Here is a 20,085-nt window from a genome sequence, read left to right as displayed (position 1 = left end):
GAGGGCGGGCGGGGCGGGTCGCGGGAAGTGCACGAGGAGCTGCGGGCCGGGGTGGAGGTCGAGGTGCGCGGGCCGCGCAACCGGTTCCCCCTCGTCGCCGGGGCGCCCGCGTACGTGTTCGTCGCGGGCGGGATCGGGATCACGCCGATCCTGCCGATGCTGCGGGCGCTGCCGGAGGGTACGCCGTGGCGGCTGCTGTACTGCGGGCGGTCGCGGGCGTCGATGCCGTTCCTGGAGGAGGTCGAGAAGTTCGGCGGGGACCGGGTGTCCGTGATCGAGGGGCGGGGTGGACTCGACGCGTTCCTAGGGGAGTTGCCGGAGGGTGCGGCCGTGTACTGCTGCGGGCCCGAGGGGTTGGCGGCGGCGGTCGGGGAACGGGTGCCCGGGGTGCGGCTCGAACGGTTCGGGGCGGCCGGGACCCTGGCGTCCGACGTGCCTTTCGAGGTCGAACTCCGGCGCAGCGAGCGGGTGTTGACGGTCGCCGCCGGCTCCTCCGTGCTGGCCGCCGTGCGCGCGGAGCTGCCGGACACGCTCTACTCCTGCGAGCAGGGTTTCTGCGGAACGTGCCGGCAGCGGGTACTGGAGGGCGAGGTGGACCACCGGGACGAACTCCTCACCGATCAGGAGCGCGACGGCTCCATGCTGATCTGCGTCTCCCGGACGCGCGGCGGACGGCTCGTCCTCGACCTGTGAACGCCCTTGCCCCGGCGGTCGGTTGAAGTCGGGTACCGCTCGGTAAAGTTGTCGGCATGACAACCGGGGTGCGTCGGAGAATGGGTGTGGAGGAGCGGCGTCAGCAGCTCATCGGGGTCGCGCTCGAACTGTTCGCCCAGCGCTCCCCCGACGAGGTGTCGATCGACGAGATAGCGGCGGCGGCCGGCATCTCCCGGCCGCTCGTCTACCACTACTTCCCCGGCAAGATCAGCCTGTACGAGGCCGCGTTGAAGCGGGCGTCGGAGGATCTGGCGAGCCGGTTCGTGGAGCCGCGCGAAGGGCCGCTCGGCACCCGGCTGCTCCGGGTCATGCGGCGGTACTTCGACTTCGTCGACGACCACGGCCCCGGGTTCGCGGCCCTCCTGCGCGGCGGCCCGGCGGTGGGCTCCTCGACGACCAACGCGCTCATCAACTCCGTGCGCCAGGAGGCGTACGAGCAGATCCTCTCCCACCTGGAGATCACCGACCCGCCGCCCCGGCTGGAGCTCCTCGTCCGCTCCTGGATCTCCCTCGCCGAGTCCACGGCCCTGATCTGGCTCGACGGCCGGCGCATCCCCCGCGAGGAGCTCCAGCTCCAACTCGTCCACGACTTCGCCGCGTTGACGGCGGTGACCGCCGCGTTCGACGACGAGCTGAAGGCGCTGCTGCGCCCGCTGCTGACCGGCGAACCGGCGGACGGGCCGTTCGGACTGCTGGCGGTGCGGCTCATCGAGCTGGCGTCGTAAGGGAGTTGGGGGCTCTTACCACTGGGCCTTCGTGTACGAGGGGTCCAGTTCGCGGACCTCGGCGGAGGCGTGCACCGTGTGCCAGCCCTCGGCGGGGAGGTGTTCCTTGAGCAACTCCAGGACGGCGGCGGTCAGTTCGGCCTTGACCTCGGTGGTGCGGCCGGCCAGGAGGCCGAGGGTGACGTGCACGACGGCGTGGCCCTCCTCCTCGTAGCCGAACGCCGTGTGCCCGGCGGCGCGGAACTGGGTCTTGCACGCCTCGGGCTTGGCGGCGGCGATCTCGACGACCGCGGTGTGCAGGGCGCGGGCGAAGGCGGCGTGGTCGAAAGCCTGGGTGAGCTCGGCGGAGTGGTCGACGGTGATCTGGGGCACGCGGGGGCTCCTCGGTGGGCGGCTCGGGCTTGCGGGCTCGGGCTTGCGGGCTCGGGCTGATGGGCTTCGCGGCCACCTTAACCTCGGGATCAAGCGCTCACCTCGGCCGCGCGGCGCTCACCTCAGGCGCAGGGCCAGCATCGCGATGTCGTCCTCGCGGCCGTCGGCGAAGCAGCTGAGGAGCAGGTCGCAGAGGGCGCCGAGGCCGTCGGGGGCGCCGGCGGCGGCCGTCCGCAGGTGGGTGAGGGACGTCGCGAGGTCGGTGCCGCGGGTCTCGATGAGTCCGTCGGTGACCATCAACAGGCGCTGTCCGCGCACGAGTTGGAACTCGGTCGGGGCGGGCCTCGGGAGGCCGAGGCCGAGCAGGGGGCCCGCCGCGTCGATGTACTCGGCGGTGTCCCCGGCGAGCACCAGCGGCGGGAGGTGTCCGGCGTTCGCGACGCGGACCCGGCCGGTGCCGGGGTCGACCAGGGCCAGGCAGACGGTCGCCGTGAAGTCGGGGTGGTAGTGCTGGAGCATGCGGTCCAGGCGCGTGGCGAGGGTTCCGGGGTCGTCGTCCTCGACGCAGTACGCGCGCAGGGCGTGCCGGATCTCGACCATCACGGTCGCCGCGTGCAGGGAGTGGCCGACGACGTCGCCGACGGCGGTGAGCACGCCGGAGCCGGTGGGCAGCGCGGCGTAGAAGTCGCCGCCGATCTCGGCCTCCAGGGAGGCGGGGACGTAGCGGACCTCGACGTCGACGCCGGGGAGCTTGGGCAGGGAGGCGGGGCGGGGCAGGAAGCTGTGCTGGAGGGTGAGCGCGACATGCCGCTCGACCTGGTACATCAGCAGCGGCTCGGCGGCCAGCGCGGTGGCCTGGGCGAGCCGGGTGAGCAGTCCGTCGTCCCCGGCGTCGGAGGCGTGCGCCGGGGGCGCGGGGGTCACCACGCACACCGGCGTACGGCCCTCGGGCGCGGGCGCGAGGATCAGCCGGGCGTCGTCGCGCACCCCCCGCCGGAAGTAGCCGACCGGCCACAGCGCGCCGGGCACGACCACGCTCCGGGTACCGCCGCGCCCCTCGGCGAGCCGGGTGACGAGCCGGACGACGGTCTCGTCGGCGTCCGCGTCGGGCCGCGCGGCCGGGGCCCGGCCGCGCGGCAGCCCCCGATACACCTCGCCGCGCGCGCCGACCACGAGCACGACGGCCGGTGCGCCGGTCAGCCGGGCCGCGCCGTCGGCCGCCGCGTCCGCCAACTCCTGTGCGTCGCGGGCGCCTTGGACGGTGACGATGGACTCGGCGAGGATCGCGAGCCGCCGCGCGGTCTCCTCGGCCACGCCGCGCGTGCGCGCCCCGCGCAGGGCCGCGCGGACGACGGCCTGGATCTCCCTCGGGTCGGCGGGGACGGTGAGATACGCCTCGCCGCCCACGTCGAGCCCCCGGCAGCGGTCGCTCGGCGCGACGGCCGCCGCCGAGAAGTGCACGACCGGCAGCCCGGCGGTCCCCGGCGTGGCCTTGAGCCGCCGGCACAGCTCGAAGCCGCTCATGTCCGGCAGCCCGACGTCCACGAGCGCGACGTCGAACGGCGCCCCGGCGCGCAGCCGTACGGAGACCTCGCGCAGCGCGTCGTGGCCGCTGGCCGCGTCGACGACCCGGTGGCCCGCGCGGCGCAGGACGGCGCCCATGGCGTAGCGGCTGGCCGCCACGTCGTCGACGACCAGCACGGTCGCGCCGGCGTCGTTCTCGGTGATCTGCTGAGTGTCGACGGCCGTCTCCTCTCCTTGCGCATGCGCGAGGCGAAGCCGCATTTACCGTTCGCTTGTCTTCGACAACGTACTGTGCCGTCAAGCCGTTCGGGAGAAAATCGCCACCGTGCGCCCCGGAACGGCGAACGTGCCCGAATTCCGCTCGTAGCGCGCCCCCTTCACGGTAGGGTCCGCTCCCGCGCGCTGAACAGGGTGCAACTCGTAGCCGGTACCGGCCAGTTCACGCACCTGCTGGTCCTGCGCGGTGGGCGTCGCGTTGAGGACGACGACCAGGTCACCGAGGCGCATGGTGATCACGCCGGGGGTCTCGGCGGGGCCCGACAGGGGGAACGACAGGGCGGACTGCACCTGGGCCGTCGTACGGAGCGAGAACGCCGTGTCGGTCGTACGGATCCTCAGCAGATCGCGGTAGGCGGCCGAGGCGGCGCGGATCTGGGGGCAGTTGACCTCGATGCTCGTCAACAGGGGCCTGGCGTAGGGCCACTTGTCGGTGTTGTCGGCGGCGGGTGGCAGGCCCCGGCCGAAGCCGTTGCCGTCGGCGCAGTTCCAGTGGATCGCGTTGAACCAGTCGCCGCTGTCGTAGGAGTTGCGGTCGAGGGACTTGGAGCGCAGGAGGTCGCTGCCGGCCTGGGAGAGGGCGGGGCCCTGGGAGAGGAGGGCGGTGGCCATCGCGAGGACCTGCATGCGGGCGCGGTCGTCGGGGGTGGTGTCGTGGGGGAGTTTGAAGGCGAGGGCGTCGAAGAGGGACTCGTTGTCGTGGGCGTCGGCGTAGGCGAGGGCGTCGCCGGGGTTCGCCGCGTATCCGGCGGGCTGTCCGTTGTAGTCGACCTGGGCGCCGGTGACCTGGTGGCCGCTGGTGTCGGTGAAGCGGTAGCCGGCGAGGTTGCCGGTCAGGCCGACCTTGATGAGGTCCTGGTAGTGCAGGAGGCGGGCCTTCTGCTCGGCCGTGGTGCCGTTGGCGGTCGAGGAGTTGGGGTCGGTGTAGAGGCCGGAGGCGAAGCCCTGGACGCCGGGGTCGGCGTCGAAGGGGCCGCCGCCGCGTACGGCGTCCCGGGCGCGGTCGGAGAAGGTGGCGATGCCGGTGCCGGCCATGTTCTTCTGCGTGGCCTGCACGAAACGGGCGTCGTCGGCGACCTCGCCGAAGTTCCAGCCCTCGCCGTAGAGGATGATCTTCCTGCCGTCCACCCCGTCCCTCTGGAGGGTGAGGGCGTCGAGCGCCTTGCGTACGGCGAGGATGTTGGCCTTGGGGTGGTGGCCCATCAGGTCGAAGCGGAAGCCGTCGACCTTGTACTCCTTGGCCCAGGTGACGACCGAGTCGACGACCAGCTTGCCCATCATCGCGTTCTCGGTCGCGGTGTTGGCGCAGCAGGTGGAGTTCGCGACGCTGCCGTCGGCCATCAGCCTCTGGTAGTACCCGGGTACGACCTGGTCGAGCACGCTGGTGTCGGCCTGGCCGGCCGCCGCCGTGTGGTTGTAGACGACGTCCATCACGACGCGCAGCCCGTCGTCGTTGAGCGCCTTCACCATCCGGCGGAACTCCGTCGTACGGGTTACGCCGTCCGGGTCCGAGGCGTACGAGCCCTCGGGGACCGTGTAGTGGTACGGGTCGTAGCCCCAGTTGTAGCCGTCCTTCGCGGCGATCTTCGCCACGCACTCCTGCTGCTTCGCGGAGTCGGCGGGCAGGGCGGCGAGGTCGCAGTCCGTGGTGGCCTGGTCGGCGCGCTTCTCGGGGATGGTGGCGATGTCGAACGCGGGGAGCAGGTGGACGTAGTTGGCGCCGGACCTCGCCAGCTCGCGCAGGTGCTTCGAGCCGTCGCTGTTCCTGTCGGTGAACGCCAGGTACTGGCCGGGGTATCGGGAGGTGCGGTCGGCGATCGAGAAGTCCCGGATGTGGAGTTCCTGGATCTCGGCGTCGTTGATGGGGGCGGCCTCGGGCTTGGTGTAGGTCGTCCAGCCGCTGGGGGCGAGGGACTTGTCGTCGAGGTCGACGATCAGGCTGCGCTCGGAGTTCGCGGTGAGGGCGAGGGAGTAGGGGTCGGTGACGTGGTTGGTGACGATGCGGCGGACCGTGGGGGCCCAGACCTTGACGAGGTACCGGTAGGGCTTGTTCTTCCAGTCCTTCGTGCCGGTGACGGACCAGACGCCGGTGGTGTCGTTCCGCTTCATCGGGACCGTCCTGCCGTCGAGGTCCAGGGCGACGGACTGGGCGGTGGGGGCCCAGACGGCCAGCGTGGGGCGGCCGTTGGTGAACGTCGGGCCGAGCTTGGCCTTCGTCGCGTCGTACAGGTCGTCGAGGGCGCCCGCGATCTGCACGCCGGTCGCGGCCAGGACGGCGCCGGTGGCGGCGCGCTGGGAGGCGACCAGTTGGCCGCGCAGGGCGTCGCGGACGCGGTCACGGTCGCGGGGGTCGATCGTCCAGGCCGTGTAGTCCTTGAGGTGGGGGTACTTGGCTTTCTGGGCGTCGGTGAGGGTGGTCTTCGTCAGGCGGAGCCAGCGTTCGTCGTCGCTGGTCAGAGTGCCGTTCTCGACCTTGATCGAGCCGTCGCGGGAGTACAGGAGCTGGGTGGAGGCGGCGGCCTCGCCGCCGTTCCAGGCGAGGGTGTTGCGGTCGATCCAGATCGCCTTGGAGGTGGTCAGGTCGAGGGCGGCGGCGGTGCCCGCCGGCTGCGGGAGGAGGTACTTCTCCTGTCCGTTCAAGAGCCACACCTCGTGTCCGTCGGCGGTGAGGTCGAGGGACTGGTCGGTGGGGAGGTCCTTGTCGTCGCCCTTGTGGAGGATGTAACTCAGGCTGGTGGCGCCGGAGTTGAGGGGGACCTCGAAGACGGCGCCGTAGGAGTCGGTGCGCGTCGGCTTCAGCGGGCTCGACCAGTCGGTGGGGTTCGCGGCGCCCGTCCAGACGTGCAGGCCCCAGCCGTCGTAGGCACCGTCCGTGCGGTGGTAGTGGAGGATCGCCTTCGACTTGTCCTGGGCGGGGTAGTCGGGGCGGTCGGTGCGGATCTCGGGCTTGCCCTGGGCGATCCAGACCTCGCCGGTCTTCGTGACGTCGATCGTGCGGTCGGTGGCGACGTCCTTGGTGCCGTCCTTGTCGATGACCAGGAAGGAGACCGTGGAGGCACCGGGCTTCACCTTGACGTAGGCGAAGGCCCCGTAGGCGTCACGGCCGGTGAAGGGGTGGCTCGCGGGCCAGGTCGTGGCCTCGCCGTCGGCCAGGTCGCCCCAGGCGTACAGGCCCCAGTTCGCGTAGTCGCCGTCGGGGCGGTTGTAGTGGACGACCGCGTAGTCGCGGGAGGACGCGGTGGGGGGCTGGACGACGGGCGGGGTGCCGGTGGTCGTGGACGCGGTCGCCGAGGCTCTGTGGCCGGCCGAGTCGACCACAACGGCCTTGTAGCGGACGGGAGTTCCGGGCTTCGCCGTGATCGTCTGGGTCACCTTGTAGGGGGCGTGGTCGGCCGAACCCAGGGTCTGCCAGGGGGCGTTGCCGGTCTGGGCGGCGAAGATCACGCGGTTGAGCCGGCCGCCGGTGACGTCGGCGGTGAGGTCGACGGTGCCGGTGGCTCCGGCGGGCGGGGCGGTCAGGGTGATCTTCGGGGTCGTCGTCGGCTTGGCCAGGTCACCCTTGAGTACTACCGCTTTACCCGGGGGGACCGTGAGGGTGACGCGGGCTGCGCTGTCGGAGCGGACCGTGGTCGTGGTCCCGTAGATGCCCCGGTAGCTCATACCTGAGGACGACGTCGCGAAGGTCGCCGTCTGCGGCTGCGCCGCGTTGTTGAAGGCGACGACGTACTCGGTGTTCTTGTCGCCGCGCGTGAAGGCGTAGACGCCGCTGCCCTGCGCGGCGTACCGCTCCGTCTGGACACCGTCCGTGAGGGCCGGGTTCGCCCTGCGGAGGCGGGAGAGGTCGGCGATCTGGCGGTAGAGGGGGGCCTGTGCGTCGTAGGCGTCGCTCGCGTGGGTGCGGGCCGTGCCGATCTGGTCGTCGTCGAGGTAGTCCGGGGTGCGGGAGGCGAACATCGGCTGGCGGGCGTCCTTGTCGCCGCCCGCGCCGGTGAAGCCCTGCTCGTCGCCGTAGTAGACCACCGGGTTGCCCCGGCTGAGGAACATCAGCTCGTTGGCGAACCTGTCCTTGGCGAGGAGTTCGGCGTCGGTGGCCTTCGGGTTGTCCTGCTCGATGAAGGTGCCGATGCGGCCCATGTCGTGGTTGCCGAGGAAGGTGACCTGCTCGTAGGCGTTCGCCTTGTCGGTCGTGTACTTGTGGTCGGCGCCGAAAACCTGTGCAAGGGCTTGCGCGCTGCCGCCCTGGGAGGCGTACCGGCGGGCCGCGTCCTGGAAGGGGAAGTCGAGCGTCGCGTCCAGGCGGCCCTGGGTGACGTACGGGGACGTGACGTCGGTGTCCGCCGAGTAGACCTCGCCGAACATGAAGAAGTCGTCCCGGCCGTGCTTGGCCGCGTAGGCGTCGAGGGCGGTCGCCCACTGGGTCCAGAACTCCATGTTCACGTGCTTCACGGTGTCGATCCGGAAGCCGTCGATGTCGAAGTCCCTGACCCAGCGCTCGTAGATCTTCTCCATGCCGGTGACGACCTCGGGGCGCTCGGTCCACAGGTCGTCGAGGCCGGAGAAGTCGCCGTAGGTGGTGGACTCTCCGGCGTAGGTGGAGTCGCCGCGATTGTGGTACATCGTCGGGTCGTTGAGCCAGGACGGGACCTTGGTGATGCTCCCGGCCTTCGAGGCGGCCTTGGGGGTGCGCGGGAAGGAGTCCGCGTCGACGGCCGGGAACTTCCGCCTGCCGTCGGCGTATTGGGCGTCGTCGAAGGGGCGGCCGTCCTTCGTCAGGTACGGGAAGGCGCCCTTGGAGAGGTAGGTGTAGGACTGGGGGTCGTAGTCGACGACGTCGGCCGTGTGGTTGGTGATGACGTCGAAGAAGACCTTCATGCCCTTGGCGTGCGCCTTGGCGATGAGGGTTTCGAGGTCCTTGTTGGTCCCGAAGTGCGGGTCGACCTGGGTGAAGTCGGTGATCCAGTAACCGTGGTAGCCGGCTGATGCGTTGGCGCCCGTCCCCTGCACGGGCTGGTTCTTGAAGATCGGCGCCAGCCAGATCGCCGTCGTCCCCAACCCCTTGATGTAGTCGAGGCGTTGGGTGAGGCCCTTGAGGTCGCCGCCCTGGTAGAAGCCCTTGTCGGTGGGGTCGTAGCCGGTGGCGAGACGTGAACCCGTAAGCCCGCCACGGTCGTTGGCGGTGTCGCCGTTGGCGAACCGGTCCGGCAGGACGAAGTAGAACTGCTCGCGCGTCGCGTCGTGCCGCGCGGGCTCGGCGGCGAGCTTCGCGTCCGAGGGCGGCGGGGGCGGGGCGGCGGCCTGCGCGGCGACAGGCGGGGTGAGCGCGGCGGCGAGTGCGGCGACTGCGACGGCGGCGATCCGCCGGGGCCATCTCGGTGTCACGGGCGGGAACTCCTAGCGATTGCCTTGCGGTTACGGCGGTTACTGCGGGTCCGACCCCGCGTGACCGTATCGCTCACGCAAGGTTTACAGCAAGATGCTTGCAACCGACAGAAAGAATTTTCATCCAGTGCCTTGACGTGCCCGTCCCAACTGCCCCACTCTCACGAATTGTTGAACTGTGATCCCTCATGTTCCGGAGCCGCAACATGACCCGACACCACCCCCCGGGTGTCCTCCCCCGCGCCCTGCGCCTCACCGCCGCGAGCGTTCTCGCTCTCGCCGGTACGGTCGCTCTCCCCGCCGCCTCCGCCCAGGCCGACACCACCAGGAAGGGCGATGTCATCGCCAACCTGTGGGAGTGGAACTGGGACTCGGTCGCGTCCGAGTGCACGAACGTGCTCGGGCCCGCCGGGTACGGGGCCGTGCAGGTCGCACCGCCCTCCGAGTCGCTCAAGCAGGCGTCGTTCTACTGGTGGGACGTCTACCAGCCGTACTCGTACAACCTCAACAGCCGGTTCGGCAGCGCCGCGAAGTTCCAGGCGATGATCAACGCCTGTCATACCGCAGGGGTAAAGGTCTACACCGACGCGGTCATCAACCACACGGCCGCGCAGACCGGTACGGGGTACAACGGGACCACCCTCACCAACAAGTACGACACCCCTGAGTGGGACCGGGCCGACTACCACGACGCGTCGAGCTGCCCCACCGCCGACCTCACCGTCCAGGACTACGGCAACCTCACCCAGGTGCAGAACTGCGAGCTGCTGGGCCTGCCCGACCTGAAGACCGGCTCGGACCACGTCCGCACCGGTATCGCGAACTTCCTGAACTCCCAACTCGCCCTCGGTGTCGACGGGTTCCGGGTGGACGCCGCGAAGCACATCCCCGAGGCCGACCTCGCCGCGATCGAGTCGAAGCTGACCGACACGAAGGCGGGAACCGATCCGTACGTCTTCCAGGAGGTGTACCCGGGTACGACTCCGCAGCCGGCCGACTACTACGCCTCCGGCGACGTCCTCGACTTCACGTACGCGAGCAAGCTGAAGTCGGCGTTCCAGGGCAACGTCTCCGACCTGGCCTCGCTGCCCTCGTCCGGCATCCTGCCCGCCGACAACTCCGTGTCGTTCGTGACGAACCACGACACCGAGCGCAACGGCCTGCACCTGTCGTACAAGGACGGCGACGCCTACCGGCTCGCGAACCTCTTCCAGCTCGCCTACAAGTGGTCGACGCCGACGGTGTACGCGGGCTGGCAGTTCACGCAGAGCGACCAGGCGCCGCCGAACTCGGGCGGGTTCGTCACCGACACAAACTGCTCCAACGGCTGGTACTGCCTGAACCGCGACCCGGCCGTCGTCGGCATGGTGTCCTGGCACAACGCCGCGAACTCCGCCGCCGTCTCCGACTGGCAGACCAAGTCGTCGTCCGTGATCGGCTTCGGGCGCGGCGGCGCCGGGTTCTTCGCGCTCAACAACGGTTCCTCTGCGGCGACGTACACGTTCGCGACGGGGATGGCCGACGGGACGTACAAGAACGTCATCGACGGCGGGGCCGGCACGGTCACCGTCTCGGGCGGCAACGCGACCCTGACGATCCCGGCGAAGAACGCGGTCGCGTTCTACAACGCGTCGTACACGTGCCCGATCTCCTCGTGCACGGGCGGCGGGGGTGGTGGCGGTGGCGGTTCGACGACCGTGAACGCGACCTTCAACGCGTACGCGCCCACGTCCTCCGGGACCACCGTCTACGTCGTCGGTTCCCTTGCGGCGCTGGGGAGTTGGGACACGTCCAAGGCCGTCGCCCTCTCCTCGGGCGGCTACCCGGTGTGGTCGGGCACGGTGTCCGTCCCGGCGGGCACGTCCTTCGAGTACAAGTACCTCAAGAAGGACGCCTCCGGCGCGGTCACCTGGGAGTCCAACGCCAACAGGGCGGGCACGGCCGGGACTTCGGCACTCACCCTGAACAACTCGTGGAACGTGGCCGACGCGAACGCGACGGACGTGACGTTCAACGAGACGGCGACGACGACGTCCGGCACGAACGTGTACGTCGTCGGTTCCCTCCCCTCGCTGGGGAGTTGGAACACGGCGGACGCGATCCCGCTCTCCTCGGCCGCCTACCCGACCTGGTCGAAGCGGGTGATCGTCCCGAAGAGCACCGCCTTCGAGTACAAGTACCTGAAGAAGGACGCCTCGGGGGCGGTGACGTGGGAGTCGGGCACCAACAGGTCGTACACGACCGGGAGTTCGAGCGGCTACACGACCAGTGACACCTGGAAGTGACGTCTGACGGCACGGCAGAGGCCCGGACCCCCGCGAGGAGGTCCGGGCCATCGGCGTACCCTCAGCTCGCCGTGAACCACACGGTCGTGTCCGCCGGGACGCTCACCCCGTCGAACTCCCCGCTGGCGAGCAGGACGTGCCCGTACTCGGGGACGCTCACCGCCTCCCCGGTGGTGTTGGCGAACGCCACGAACTCCCCCCGCCGGAAGGCGAGTACGCCCTCCGGCGACGGCAGCCACTCGACGGACTCCCCCGCCCCGAGGTCGGCGTGCTCGTGCCGGACGGCCAGCGCCGACCGGTACAGCTCCAGCGTCGACCCGGCCACGCCGGTCTGCGCCTCGACGCTCAGCGGGCCCCAACTCGCGGGCTGCGGAAGCCAGCTGCCGCCCGCGCCGAAGCCGTACGACTCGCCCTCCCGGTCCCACGGGATCGGCACCCGGCAGCCGTCGCGGAACCCGTCCTGGCCGGCGCCCCGGAAGTAGGCGGGGTCCTGGCGGACCTCGTCGGGCAGGTCGACGACGTCCGGGAGGCCCAGCTCCTCGCCCTGGTAAATGTAGGCGGAGCCGGGGAGGGCCAGCATGAGGAGCGTGGCCGCACGCGCGCGGCGCAGGCCGAGTTCGCGGTCCCCGGCGAGGCGGATCTGGGTGCCGAGGCCGGGCGCGTTGGCGAAGCGGGTGGCGTGGCGGGTGACGTCGTGGTTGGAGAGGACCCAGGTCGCCGGGGCGCCGACGGGGCGCATCGACTCCAGGGTGAGGTCGATGACCTCGCGGAGCTTCGCGGCGTCCCAATCGGTGGCCAGGTACTGGAAGTTGAACGCCTGGTGGAGTTCGTCGGGACGGACGTAGTTGGCCGTGCGCTCGACGGTCGGGGTCCACGCCTCGGCGACGAAGATGCGCTCCCCCGCGTACTCGTCGAGGACCTTGCGCCAGGCCCGGTAGATGTCGTGAACGCCGTCCTGGTCGAAGAACGGCATGACATCGTTGCCCAGGAGCTTGACCTGATCGCTGCCGCCGATGTCGGGGAGTCCGGCGGCCTTGACCATGCCGTGGGCGACGTCGATGCGGAAGCCGTCGACGCCCATGTCGAGCCAGAAGCGCAGGATGGAGCGGAACTCGTCGCCGACGGCGGGGTGTTCCCAGTTGAAGTCGGGCTGCTCGGGCGCGAAGAGGTGGAGGTACCACTCGCCGTCCGGGAGCCGGGTCCAGGCGGGCCCGCCGAAGATGGACTCCCAGTCGTTGGGCGGGAGTTCACCGTCAGCGCCCTGGCCGGGCCGGAAGTGGTAGCGCTCCCGCAGCGGCGAGCCGGGGCCCTCCTCGACGGCCCGCTTGAACCACTCGTGCTGGTCGGAGGAGTGGTTGGGGACGAGGTCGACGATGACCCTGAGGTCGAGTCCGTGCGCGTCGCGGATCAGCGCGTCGGCGTCGAGGAGCGTGCCGAACATGGGGTCGACGGCGCGGTAGTCGGCGACGTCGTAGCCGGCGTCGGCCTGCGGGGAGGCGTAGAAGGGGCTGAGCCACACGGCGTCCACGCCCAGCTCGCGCAGGTACGGGAGTCGGGCGCGCACGCCGGCCAGGTCGCCCATGCCGTCGCCGTTGCCGTCGGCGAAGCTGCGCGGATAGACCTGGTAGATCACGGCCTCGCGCCACCAGTCGGGGCGGCTCGCCTCGACGGTGGCGGTGACCTGGGCCTGGTCGGCTGCGGAGTGCTGCTGGCTCATGGCGTCCTTGTGCTGGTCGATCGGGCGGAGGGGTCGTCGTACGGATGGTTCAAGGGGCGGCCGTGGTGTCAGCGGGGTCGGATGGACGCCACGGCCGCCTCCCCGCTCGTGACCATGGGTATCAACAACCGGCGGGCCACGAGCGGGAGTTTCGGGAAATCAGCGGGTTTTGTCGCTGAGGATCAGCCCTTTGTACCGCCCGCTGTGAGACCGGTGACCAGGTTCTTCTGGACGAGATAGAAGAACGCCGAGACCGGGATCGCGATGAGGACGGCGGTGGCGGCCATCAGGTTGCGCTGGGCGTCGTGTTCGCTGACGAAGCTCTGGAGGCCGACGGCGAGGGTGTACTTCTTGTCGTCGAGCATGAACGTCGTCGCGAAGGCGACCTCGCCGAACGCGGTGATGAAGCTGTAGAAGGCGGCAACCGCCAGTCCTGGCCGGGCGAGTGGCAGGATCAGCCGCGCGAAGGTGCCGAAGGGGCTGAGCCCGTCGACGCGTCCCGCCTCGTCGATCTCGAAGGGGATGGTGTCGAAGTAGCCCTTCAACAGCCAGGCGGAGTACGGGACTGCGGTCGTGCAGTAGACGAGGATCAGGCCGAGGTAGCTGTCGATGAGCTGGAGGTCGGCGAGGATCTGGTACATCGGCACCATGAGGACGGCGACCGGGAACATCTGGGTGAGCAGCAGCAGCCACATGAACTTGCGGTAGCCGGGGAAGCGCATGCGGGAGACGGCGTACCCGGTGGTGGCGGCGACGAAGACGCCCAGGAAGGTCGTGCCCAGGGAGACGATCAGCGAACTCTTCAACCAGTCGAAGAAACTGGTGTGCTGGAGGACGAAGCTGTAGTTGTCGAAGGACATCTTCGACCAGATGGCGCCGGGGTGGAGGTAGTCGTCCTTGTCGGGGCCGAGGGACAGGAACACCAGCCAGGCGACCGGGAAGAGGGCGATCAGGCTCGCCACGATCAGGATGCCGTGCGAGGCGAGGGAGGCCAGCGGGCCGCTTCGGCCGCGCTGCCGGACGGGGGTGCTTGCAGCGGTGGTCACGGAGTAACTCCCTTCGCTAGAGCGCGACTTGCGGGTCGTTGCGGTTCAGCCAGCGCCGGTAGAACGAGGTGAACACGACGAGGATGCCGAGCAGGAGGATGCCGTACGCGGCCGACTGGGCGAAGTCGCGCGGCTGTTGTCCGAAGCCGAGGTAGTAGGCCCAGGTGACGAGGATCTGCGCGTCGGGCGCGGTGTTGCCGAACAGCAGGAAGATGACGGCGAACTGGTTGAACGTCCAGATGATGCCGAGGAGTACGACGGTGGAGCTCACCGAGCGCAGCCCGGGCAGGGTGACGTACCGGAAGCGCTGCCAGGGGCTCGCACCGTCCATCTCGGCGGCCTCGTAGAGGGAGCTGTCGATGGACTGGAGGCCGCCGAGGAGGGAGATCATCATGAACGGGACGCCGCACCAGGTGTTGACCATGATGGCGGCGAACCGCTGCCAGAAGGTGTCCTCCAGCCACTGCGGTTGCGGCAAGTGGAGTGCTTCCAGGGCGGTGTTGATGATGCCGCTGTCCGCGAGCATGAAGCGCCAGCCGAAGACGGTGACGAACGTCGGGACCGCCCAGGGCAGGACGAGCAGGAGGCGGTACAGGGTGCGTCCGCGGCGCTCCTGGTTGAGGAGCAGCGCGAGGGCGAGGCCGATCGTGTAGTGCAGGGCGACGCACAGGGCCGTCCAGACGATCGTCCAGATGAAGTGGGACCAGAAGCGGTCGTAGGCGGTGTCGCCCCAGAGGATGTCGGCGTAGTTGTCGAAGCCGATGAACTGGTAGGTGGCGTCGATGTGGTTGACGCCGATCGTGCGCGCGGTGTTGAGGCTGTTGGCGTCGGTGAGGGTGAGGTAGAAGCCGTAGACCAGGGGGTAGACGACGAGGACGCCGAGGACGATCGCGACGGGGGCGATCATGGCGTACGCGTACCAGTACCGGTCGTAGCTCCGTTTCAGACGCCTGCCCAGCCCGGGCCGCGGCTCCCGTTCGCCGGGCCTCTTGCGGCCGGTGGCTCGGTCGATGGCGACTGTCATTGCGACACCTTCTGACGGTTCAGGGGTACTACGACCAAAGAGTTACGGCAGACCGGTGGCCGCCGGATCCCTCCCCCGCTTCTCGCGGGAATCCGGCGGCCACGCGGGGCTCACTTGCTGAAGTCGGGGACCAGCTTGGCGATGGCGGTCTCGGCGGTGGACAGTCCCGAGTCGAGGGACTCCTTGCCGCCCGCGATCTTGGGCAGTTCGGTGTCGAGGGGGCCCCACAGGGAGCTGTACTCGGGGAGCGCGGGCCGGGGCTGGGCGGCGGAGAGGACCGTCTGGTAGCCGGCGATGCCCGGGTCGGCCTTGACCTCGGCGGTGTACGCGTCGTCGCGCGTCGGCAGCGTCGAGTTCTTGAGCGCGATCGTGGCCTGGGACGTGGCGGACGTCATGAAGTTGACGAACTTCAGCGCGGCGCTCTGGTGCGACTTGTCGGAGCCCGCGTACACGGACAGGTTGTGGCCGCCGGTCGGGGCGCCCGCCTTGCCGCTGGAGCCCGCCGGGACGGTGGCGATGCCGAGGTTGGCCTTGTCCTTGAAGGCCGTCCCCTTGTAGAAGTTGGTGATCTCCCACGGGCCCTGGATGATCGCGGCGACCTTGCCGTTGACGAACGCGTCCTGGATGTGGGCGTAGGCGTCGGCGGTGGTGTCGGCCTTGTGCAGGCCCTTGCCGTCGAAGAGGGAGAGCCAGGTGCCGTACGCCTTCTTGGCGGGCGCCGAGTCGACGGTGATCTTCTTGGCGGAGGCGTCGACGGTGTCGGTGCCCTCGCCGTACAGGAAGGACTGGGCGTAGTAGGCCTGGGTGGAGCCCCAGTAGCCGTCCACGCCGGTCTTGTCCTTGATCGTCGCGGCGGCGGTCTTCAGCTCGTCCCAGGTCTTGGGGGCGGCGACGCCGGCCTTGGCGAAGAGGGACTTGTTGTAGACGAGCGCGAGGGTGTCGGTGACCAGCGGCACGCCGTACGTCTTGCCGTCGTACTTGGCCTGTTCGATCAGGTTGGGCTTGAACTTGGCCTGGTCCGCGAGGGCTTCGGTGCCGTCGAGGGGCAGGAAGTAGCCCTTCTTGGCGAACGCGGGGGTCCAGCCGACCTCGGAGCGCAGGACGTCCGGGGCGCCGGAGGCGCCGGCCGCGGTGTCGAACTTGTTCTGCGCCTGGTCGAAGGGGACGTTGACGTACTTGACCTTGACGTCCTTGTTCGCGGCCTCGAACTCCTTGATCAGCGCCTGGTAGGTGGGCGCCTCGTTCGTGGCGTTGGAGGTGTCCCACCAGGTGATGGTGGTCGGCCCCGAATTGTCGCTGCCGCTGTCGTCCCCGCCGCACGCCGTCGCCGTCAGGGCGACGGACGCCACCAGCGCGGTGGCCGCTATGCCACGCCGCATGAGTCTCTCCTTGGGTCGAAGCCCGTGCCTGCCGGGCGTCAGGGAACGTAACAAGGCTGCAAGCGTTACGAAAGGTCTTGCAGCAAAAAAATGCAAGAAACTGTCGACGTTATCCGCGCGTGACCTGGGGCGGATCTCTGTGAGACCGTTGTTTCCAGGGGTTGGATGGGCCCTTCTGGCGTATGTAAGACTCTGCAAGCTCTTGCTGACACTTTCCCGAGGGGACGCGATGACACAGCAGCCGGGACGCGGGCGCCCTCCGGGCCGCCCGGTACAGTCCACCCCTGTGACCACACGGCTGGCCGACATCGCCGCGCAGGCGGGGGTGAGCGAAGCGACGGTCAGCCGGGTCCTGAACGGGAAGCCGGGCGTCGCCGCCACCACCCGCGAATCCGTGCTCGCCGCGCTCGACGTCCTCGGCTACGAGCGGCCGGTACGGCTGCGGCAGCGCAGCGCGGGCCTGGTCGGCCTGATCACCCCCGAGCTGGAGAACCCGATCTTCCCGGCGCTGGCCCAGGTCATCGGGCAGGCCCTCACCCGCCAGGGGTACACCCCCGTCCTCGCGACGCAGACGCCGGGCGGCTCCACCGAGGACGAGCTGACGGAGATGCTCGTCGACCGGGGCGTCGCCGGGATCATCTACGTCTCGGGGCTGCACGCGGACACCACCGCCGACATGCAGCGCTACGAGCAACTCCGGGCGCAGGGCGTGCCGTTCGTGCTCGTGGACGGGTTCTCGCCCAAGGTGCAGGCGCCGTTCATCTCGCCGGACGACCGGGCCGCGATGAGCCTCGCCGTCAGCCACCTCACCTCGCTGGGGCACACCCGGATCGGGCTCGCGCTCGGGCCCAAGCGGTTCGTGCCGGTGCAGCGGAAGATCGAGGGGTTCGTGCGGGCCATGCATGAGACCTTGGGACTACCCGCGCAGACCGTCGAGACCGACCTCGTCCAGCACTCCCTGTACACGCTGGAGGGCGGACAGGCGGCGGCGACCGCGCTCATCGAGCGGTCGTGTACGGCCGTGGTGTGCGCCAGCGACATGATGGCGCTCGGCGCGATCCGGGCCGCCCGGCAGCTCGGTCTGACCGTCCCCGGGGACGTCTCCGTGGTCGGGTTCGACGACTCCGTGCTGATCGCGTTCACCGATCCGCCGCTCACCACGATCCGCAAACCGGTCCCGGCGATGGGGCAGGCCGCGGTGCGTACACTCCTGGAGGAGATCGGCGGCACCCCCGCGCCGCACAGCGAGTTCGTGTTCATGCCGGAACTCGTCGTACGCGGCTCCACCGCGTCGGTACCGGGGGACCGTGCGACTCGTACCTGAGGTGTCCCCGGCTCGTACCTGAGGGGGAGGCCGACCCCGTACACGCGCCGTAGAACGTGCGGGTCCGACCAGCCCAGGGGATGATCGGGGGACAGCGCTTTTCTGGCAGACTTTATGTCTATGGGTGACGTAACCGTGACATCTTCGGAAGGCCGGGAGCCGGCCGTTCCAGCATCCGTCACGGCCAAGTCCCGACGCGTGCGAAGCCCCCGGCGGCCTCGCCTCTGGTTCGAGATCCTGCTGATCGCGGTGAGTTACTGGACGTACTCGCTGATCCGCAACGCGGTCCCGGAGCAGAAGTCGCAGGCGCTGCGCAACGCCGACTGGATCTGGCGGATGGAGCACCACCTCGGCATCGCCGTCGAGGAGTCGGTCAACCACGCCGTGAACTCGGTGACTTGGCTGATCGTGGGCATGAACTACTACTACGCGACACTGCACTTCGTCGTCACGCTCGGGGTGCTGGTCTGGCTCTACCGCAGCCATCCCGGCCGGTACGCGGCCACGCGGCTCGTCCTCTTCGCGACCACCGCCGTAGCTCTCGTGGGGTACTACCTGTACCCCCTCGCCCCGCCCCGCCTCATGAACGGCGGCGATTTCATCGACACGGTCGTCGTGCACGAGACCTGGGGTTCGATGGCCTCCGGCGACCTGAAGAACATGTCCAACCAGTACGCCGCGATGCCGTCCATGCACATCGGGTGGTCCCTCTGGTGCGGCCTGACGATCTTCTTCCTGGCCCGGCTGCCGTGGGCGCGCATCCTCGGGCTCCTCTACCCGACGGCCACCCTGATCGTGATCGTCTCGACGGCCAACCACTTCTGGCTGGACGCGGTGGGCGGCATCCTCTGCCTGGCCTTCGGGTTCTTCGTGGCATGGGCGGTGTACGGGGCGTCCCCGTACCGCCTGCCCCAGACGGTCGCGGCGGGCGCTCCGGCGTGGGACATCCTGAAGGCCGCCGCGACGAGGCTCCGGGGGAGGTCCCCGGCGGGCTCCGGGGCTCGCGAGACGTCCGACGAGGCGACCGGAACAGTGTCCGCGATGGCGCCGGGGACCGAGGCCCTGGGCAGCGGTACGGCTGCGAGCAGGGGCAGAGCTCGGAGCAACGGCTCGGCTGCGGTCGGCGGCGAGAGCGCGACTGCGGCACCGGCCGCCATCCCGGCCGAGGCCGAGAGCCCGGCCGAGGCACGGGACGAAGGGCCGGCGGCGGCCCGCCTCTGAGGCCCGGCCACGCCCTGGGCTAGGCGGCGGAATCGCGGCCGGAGCCCGGGAATCCAGCCGGGCCCTGAGGCCGGGTACCAGTGGCGCCCCGGCACCGAGGCGGGTGATCCCCTCACCCGGCTCGGCTCGGCAAGCTGTACCGAGCCCCGGTCGGTGGGTCACGGCGAGTGTGGAGTCGGCTCCCGTTCCCGGCGAGGTTCGGCGGCCCGCCTGAGCGCCTGGACGAACGTCCGCAGCGCCGGTGTCGTCTCCGCGCCCTCCCGTACGCCCACGTAGATCCGTCGGCCCGCCGGCCGCCCCGCCAGGGGGCGTACGGCGAGGTCGCCCCGTAGCCCGCCGAGGCCCAGGCGTGGGATCAGGGCGATGCCGAGGCCGGCCGCGACGAAGCCCTGGGCCGTGGTGTAGTCCTCGCTGTCGACGACGAACTCGGGCCGGAAGCCGGCGTCCGCGAAGGCGGTGAGCTGGGCGTCGAGGCAGGGGCCCGGCCACTCGCTGCCGACCCAGGGTTCCCCGGCGAGGGAGGCCAGGTCGACGGTGTCCGGCCCGGCCGCCGGGTGCCCGGCGGGGAGGACGACGACGTACGGGTCGTCCAGCAGCGGCGTCACGCGCACGCCGTCGCACCGCTCCTCCCCCACGACGAGAACGGCGTCGGCGTGGCCGTCGCGGACGGCGGCGAGGGGGTGCGCGACGTCGGCGAGCCTCAACTCGACGCGTACGCCGGGGTGTTCGCGGCGGACCTCGGCGACGGCGGGGGCGACGAGGGGGGCGCCGGCCGTCGCGAAGTAGCGCACCGCGAGCCGCCCCGTGCGCCCGGCGAGGAGGTCGGCGAGCGCCGCCTGCGCCAAGTCGAGCTGTCTCGCGACGAGTTCGGCGTGCTCGCTGAGCAACACGCCTGCCGCCGTGGGCCGTACGCCTCTGCCGACCCGCTCCAGCAGTGCCGTACCGGTCTCCTTCTCCAGCGCGGCGATCTGCTGGCTGACGGCGGAGGGGGTGTAGTCGAGGGCGCGCGCGGCGGCGGTGACGGAGCCGCTGTGCACGACCGCGCGGAGGATCTGGAGGCGCCGGACGTCCATCATGCAGTCCAGCTTAAGGGTGCGTG

The 20,085-nt window shown here is 70.2% G+C and carries 12 protein-coding genes and 1 pseudogene; 5 read left to right on the top strand and 8 right to left on the bottom strand.

From position 1 onward, the window contains the following. Nucleotides 1-693, top strand: a 693-nt coding sequence (locus AOK24_RS12390; protein WP_055720117.1) for a PDR/VanB family oxidoreductase, incomplete at its 5' end; no start/stop codon positions are given. A 56-nt stretch (nucleotides 694-749) separates the two neighbouring features. Beyond that, nucleotides 750-1,439: a TetR/AcrR family transcriptional regulator gene (locus AOK24_RS12385; protein WP_107103939.1), complete on the top strand. Its 690-nt coding sequence runs from the start codon at nucleotides 750-752 to the stop codon at nucleotides 1,437-1,439. Nucleotides 1,440-1,454: 15 nt separating this feature from the next. Here the strand turns inward: AOK24_RS12385 and AOK24_RS12380 are convergent, their stop codons facing one another. The 3 genes from AOK24_RS12380 to pulA all read right to left on the bottom strand — a co-directional run bounded on the left by AOK24_RS12380 (nucleotide 1,455) and on the right by pulA (nucleotide 8,990). Continuing rightward, the gene (locus AOK24_RS12380) at nucleotides 1,455-1,811 is read right to left on the bottom strand and encodes a 5-carboxymethyl-2-hydroxymuconate Delta-isomerase (RefSeq protein ID WP_055720111.1); all 357 of its coding nucleotides are present in this window, start codon (nucleotides 1,809-1,811) and stop codon (nucleotides 1,455-1,457) included. Between the two features lie 117 nt (nucleotides 1,812-1,928). Further along, nucleotides 1,929-3,596: a fused response regulator/phosphatase gene (locus tag AOK24_RS12375; protein ID WP_240553852.1), complete on the bottom strand. Its 1,668-nt coding sequence runs from the start codon at nucleotides 3,594-3,596 to the stop codon at nucleotides 1,929-1,931. A 36-nt stretch (nucleotides 3,597-3,632) separates the two neighbouring features. Next, nucleotides 3,633-8,990 (bottom strand): pullulanase-type alpha-1,6-glucosidase, encoded by a 5,358-nt coding sequence (pulA, locus tag AOK24_RS12370; protein ID WP_055720110.1) that lies wholly within the window; start codon nucleotides 8,988-8,990, stop codon nucleotides 3,633-3,635. A gap of 206 nt (nucleotides 8,991-9,196) precedes the next feature. Here pulA and AOK24_RS12365 point away from each other — a divergent pair, with 206 nt between their 5' ends. Next, complete coding sequence (locus AOK24_RS12365) at nucleotides 9,197-11,275, top strand: carbohydrate-binding module family 20 domain-containing protein (RefSeq protein WP_055720115.1); 2,079 nt, start codon at nucleotides 9,197-9,199, stop codon at nucleotides 11,273-11,275. 61 nt (nucleotides 11,276-11,336) lie between these two features. Here AOK24_RS12365 and AOK24_RS12360 read toward each other — a convergent pair whose 3' ends face one another. From AOK24_RS12360 to AOK24_RS12345, 4 genes are all read right to left on the bottom strand, one after another. Next, nucleotides 11,337-12,992, bottom strand: coding sequence for a glycoside hydrolase family 13 protein (locus AOK24_RS12360; protein WP_055720109.1), 1,656 nt, complete (start codon nucleotides 12,990-12,992; stop codon nucleotides 11,337-11,339). A gap of 182 nt (nucleotides 12,993-13,174) precedes the next feature. Beyond that, complete coding sequence (locus tag AOK24_RS12355; RefSeq protein WP_055720108.1) at nucleotides 13,175-14,038, bottom strand: sugar ABC transporter permease; 864 nt, start codon at nucleotides 14,036-14,038, stop codon at nucleotides 13,175-13,177. 16 nt (nucleotides 14,039-14,054) lie between these two features. Then, nucleotides 14,055-15,062 carry a carbohydrate ABC transporter permease gene (locus AOK24_RS12350; RefSeq protein ID WP_055720107.1) on the bottom strand — a complete coding sequence of 336 codons (1,008 nt, stop codon included), beginning with the start codon at nucleotides 15,060-15,062 and terminating at the stop codon, nucleotides 14,055-14,057. A 110-nt stretch (nucleotides 15,063-15,172) separates the two neighbouring features. Further along, a complete protein-coding gene (locus AOK24_RS12345) occupies nucleotides 15,173-16,441 on the bottom strand; it encodes an extracellular solute-binding protein (RefSeq protein ID WP_055720106.1) in 1,269 nt (422 codons plus the stop codon). A gap of 286 nt (nucleotides 16,442-16,727) precedes the next feature. On the opposite strand from AOK24_RS12345, the gene AOK24_RS12340 reads away from it, so the two are divergent. Beyond that, on the top strand, nucleotides 16,728-17,765 hold the full coding sequence (locus AOK24_RS12340) for a LacI family DNA-binding transcriptional regulator (RefSeq protein WP_055720105.1): 1,038 nt from the start codon (nucleotides 16,728-16,730) through the stop codon (nucleotides 17,763-17,765). Between the two features lie 120 nt (nucleotides 17,766-17,885). Then, nucleotides 17,886-18,687 (top strand): annotated as a pseudogene (locus tag AOK24_RS12335) (phosphatase PAP2 family protein); the annotation flags it as partial. Between the two features lie 457 nt (nucleotides 18,688-19,144). Here the strand turns inward: AOK24_RS12335 and AOK24_RS12330 are convergent. After that, entirely contained in the window at nucleotides 19,145-20,062 is a 918-nt protein-coding gene (locus AOK24_RS12330; RefSeq protein WP_055720104.1) for a LysR family transcriptional regulator, read from the bottom strand. Nucleotides 20,063-20,085: the final 23 nt, after the last annotated feature.

It is taken from the genome of Streptomyces niveiscabiei (assembly GCF_001419795.1).
Lineage (GTDB): Bacteria > Actinomycetota > Actinomycetes > Streptomycetales > Streptomycetaceae > Streptomyces > Streptomyces niveiscabiei.
The sequence above is the reverse complement of the archived record's forward strand: the minus strand, read 5'-3'. Positions and strand labels throughout refer to the sequence as shown.

Bases quoted from the DNA above. Each gene is read 5' to 3' on its own strand.
- AOK24_RS12385 (WP_107103939.1), top strand. From the start codon at position 750: ATGACAACCGGGGTGCGTCGGAGAATGGGTGTGGAGGAGCGGCGTCAG.
- AOK24_RS12375 (WP_240553852.1), bottom strand. From the start codon at position 3,596: ATGCGGCTTCGCCTCGCGCATGCGCAAGGAGAGGAGACGGCCGTCGAC.
- AOK24_RS12365 (WP_055720115.1), top strand. From the start codon at position 9,197: ATGACCCGACACCACCCCCCGGGTGTCCTCCCCCGCGCCCTGCGCCTC.
- AOK24_RS12360 (WP_055720109.1), bottom strand. From the start codon at position 12,992: ATGAGCCAGCAGCACTCCGCAGCCGACCAGGCCCAGGTCACCGCCACC.
- AOK24_RS12350 (WP_055720107.1), bottom strand. From the start codon at position 15,062: ATGACAGTCGCCATCGACCGAGCCACCGGCCGCAAGAGGCCCGGCGAA.
- AOK24_RS12345 (WP_055720106.1), bottom strand. From the start codon at position 16,441: ATGCGGCGTGGCATAGCGGCCACCGCGCTGGTGGCGTCCGTCGCCCTG.
- AOK24_RS12330 (WP_055720104.1), bottom strand. From the start codon at position 20,062: ATGATGGACGTCCGGCGCCTCCAGATCCTCCGCGCGGTCGTGCACAGC.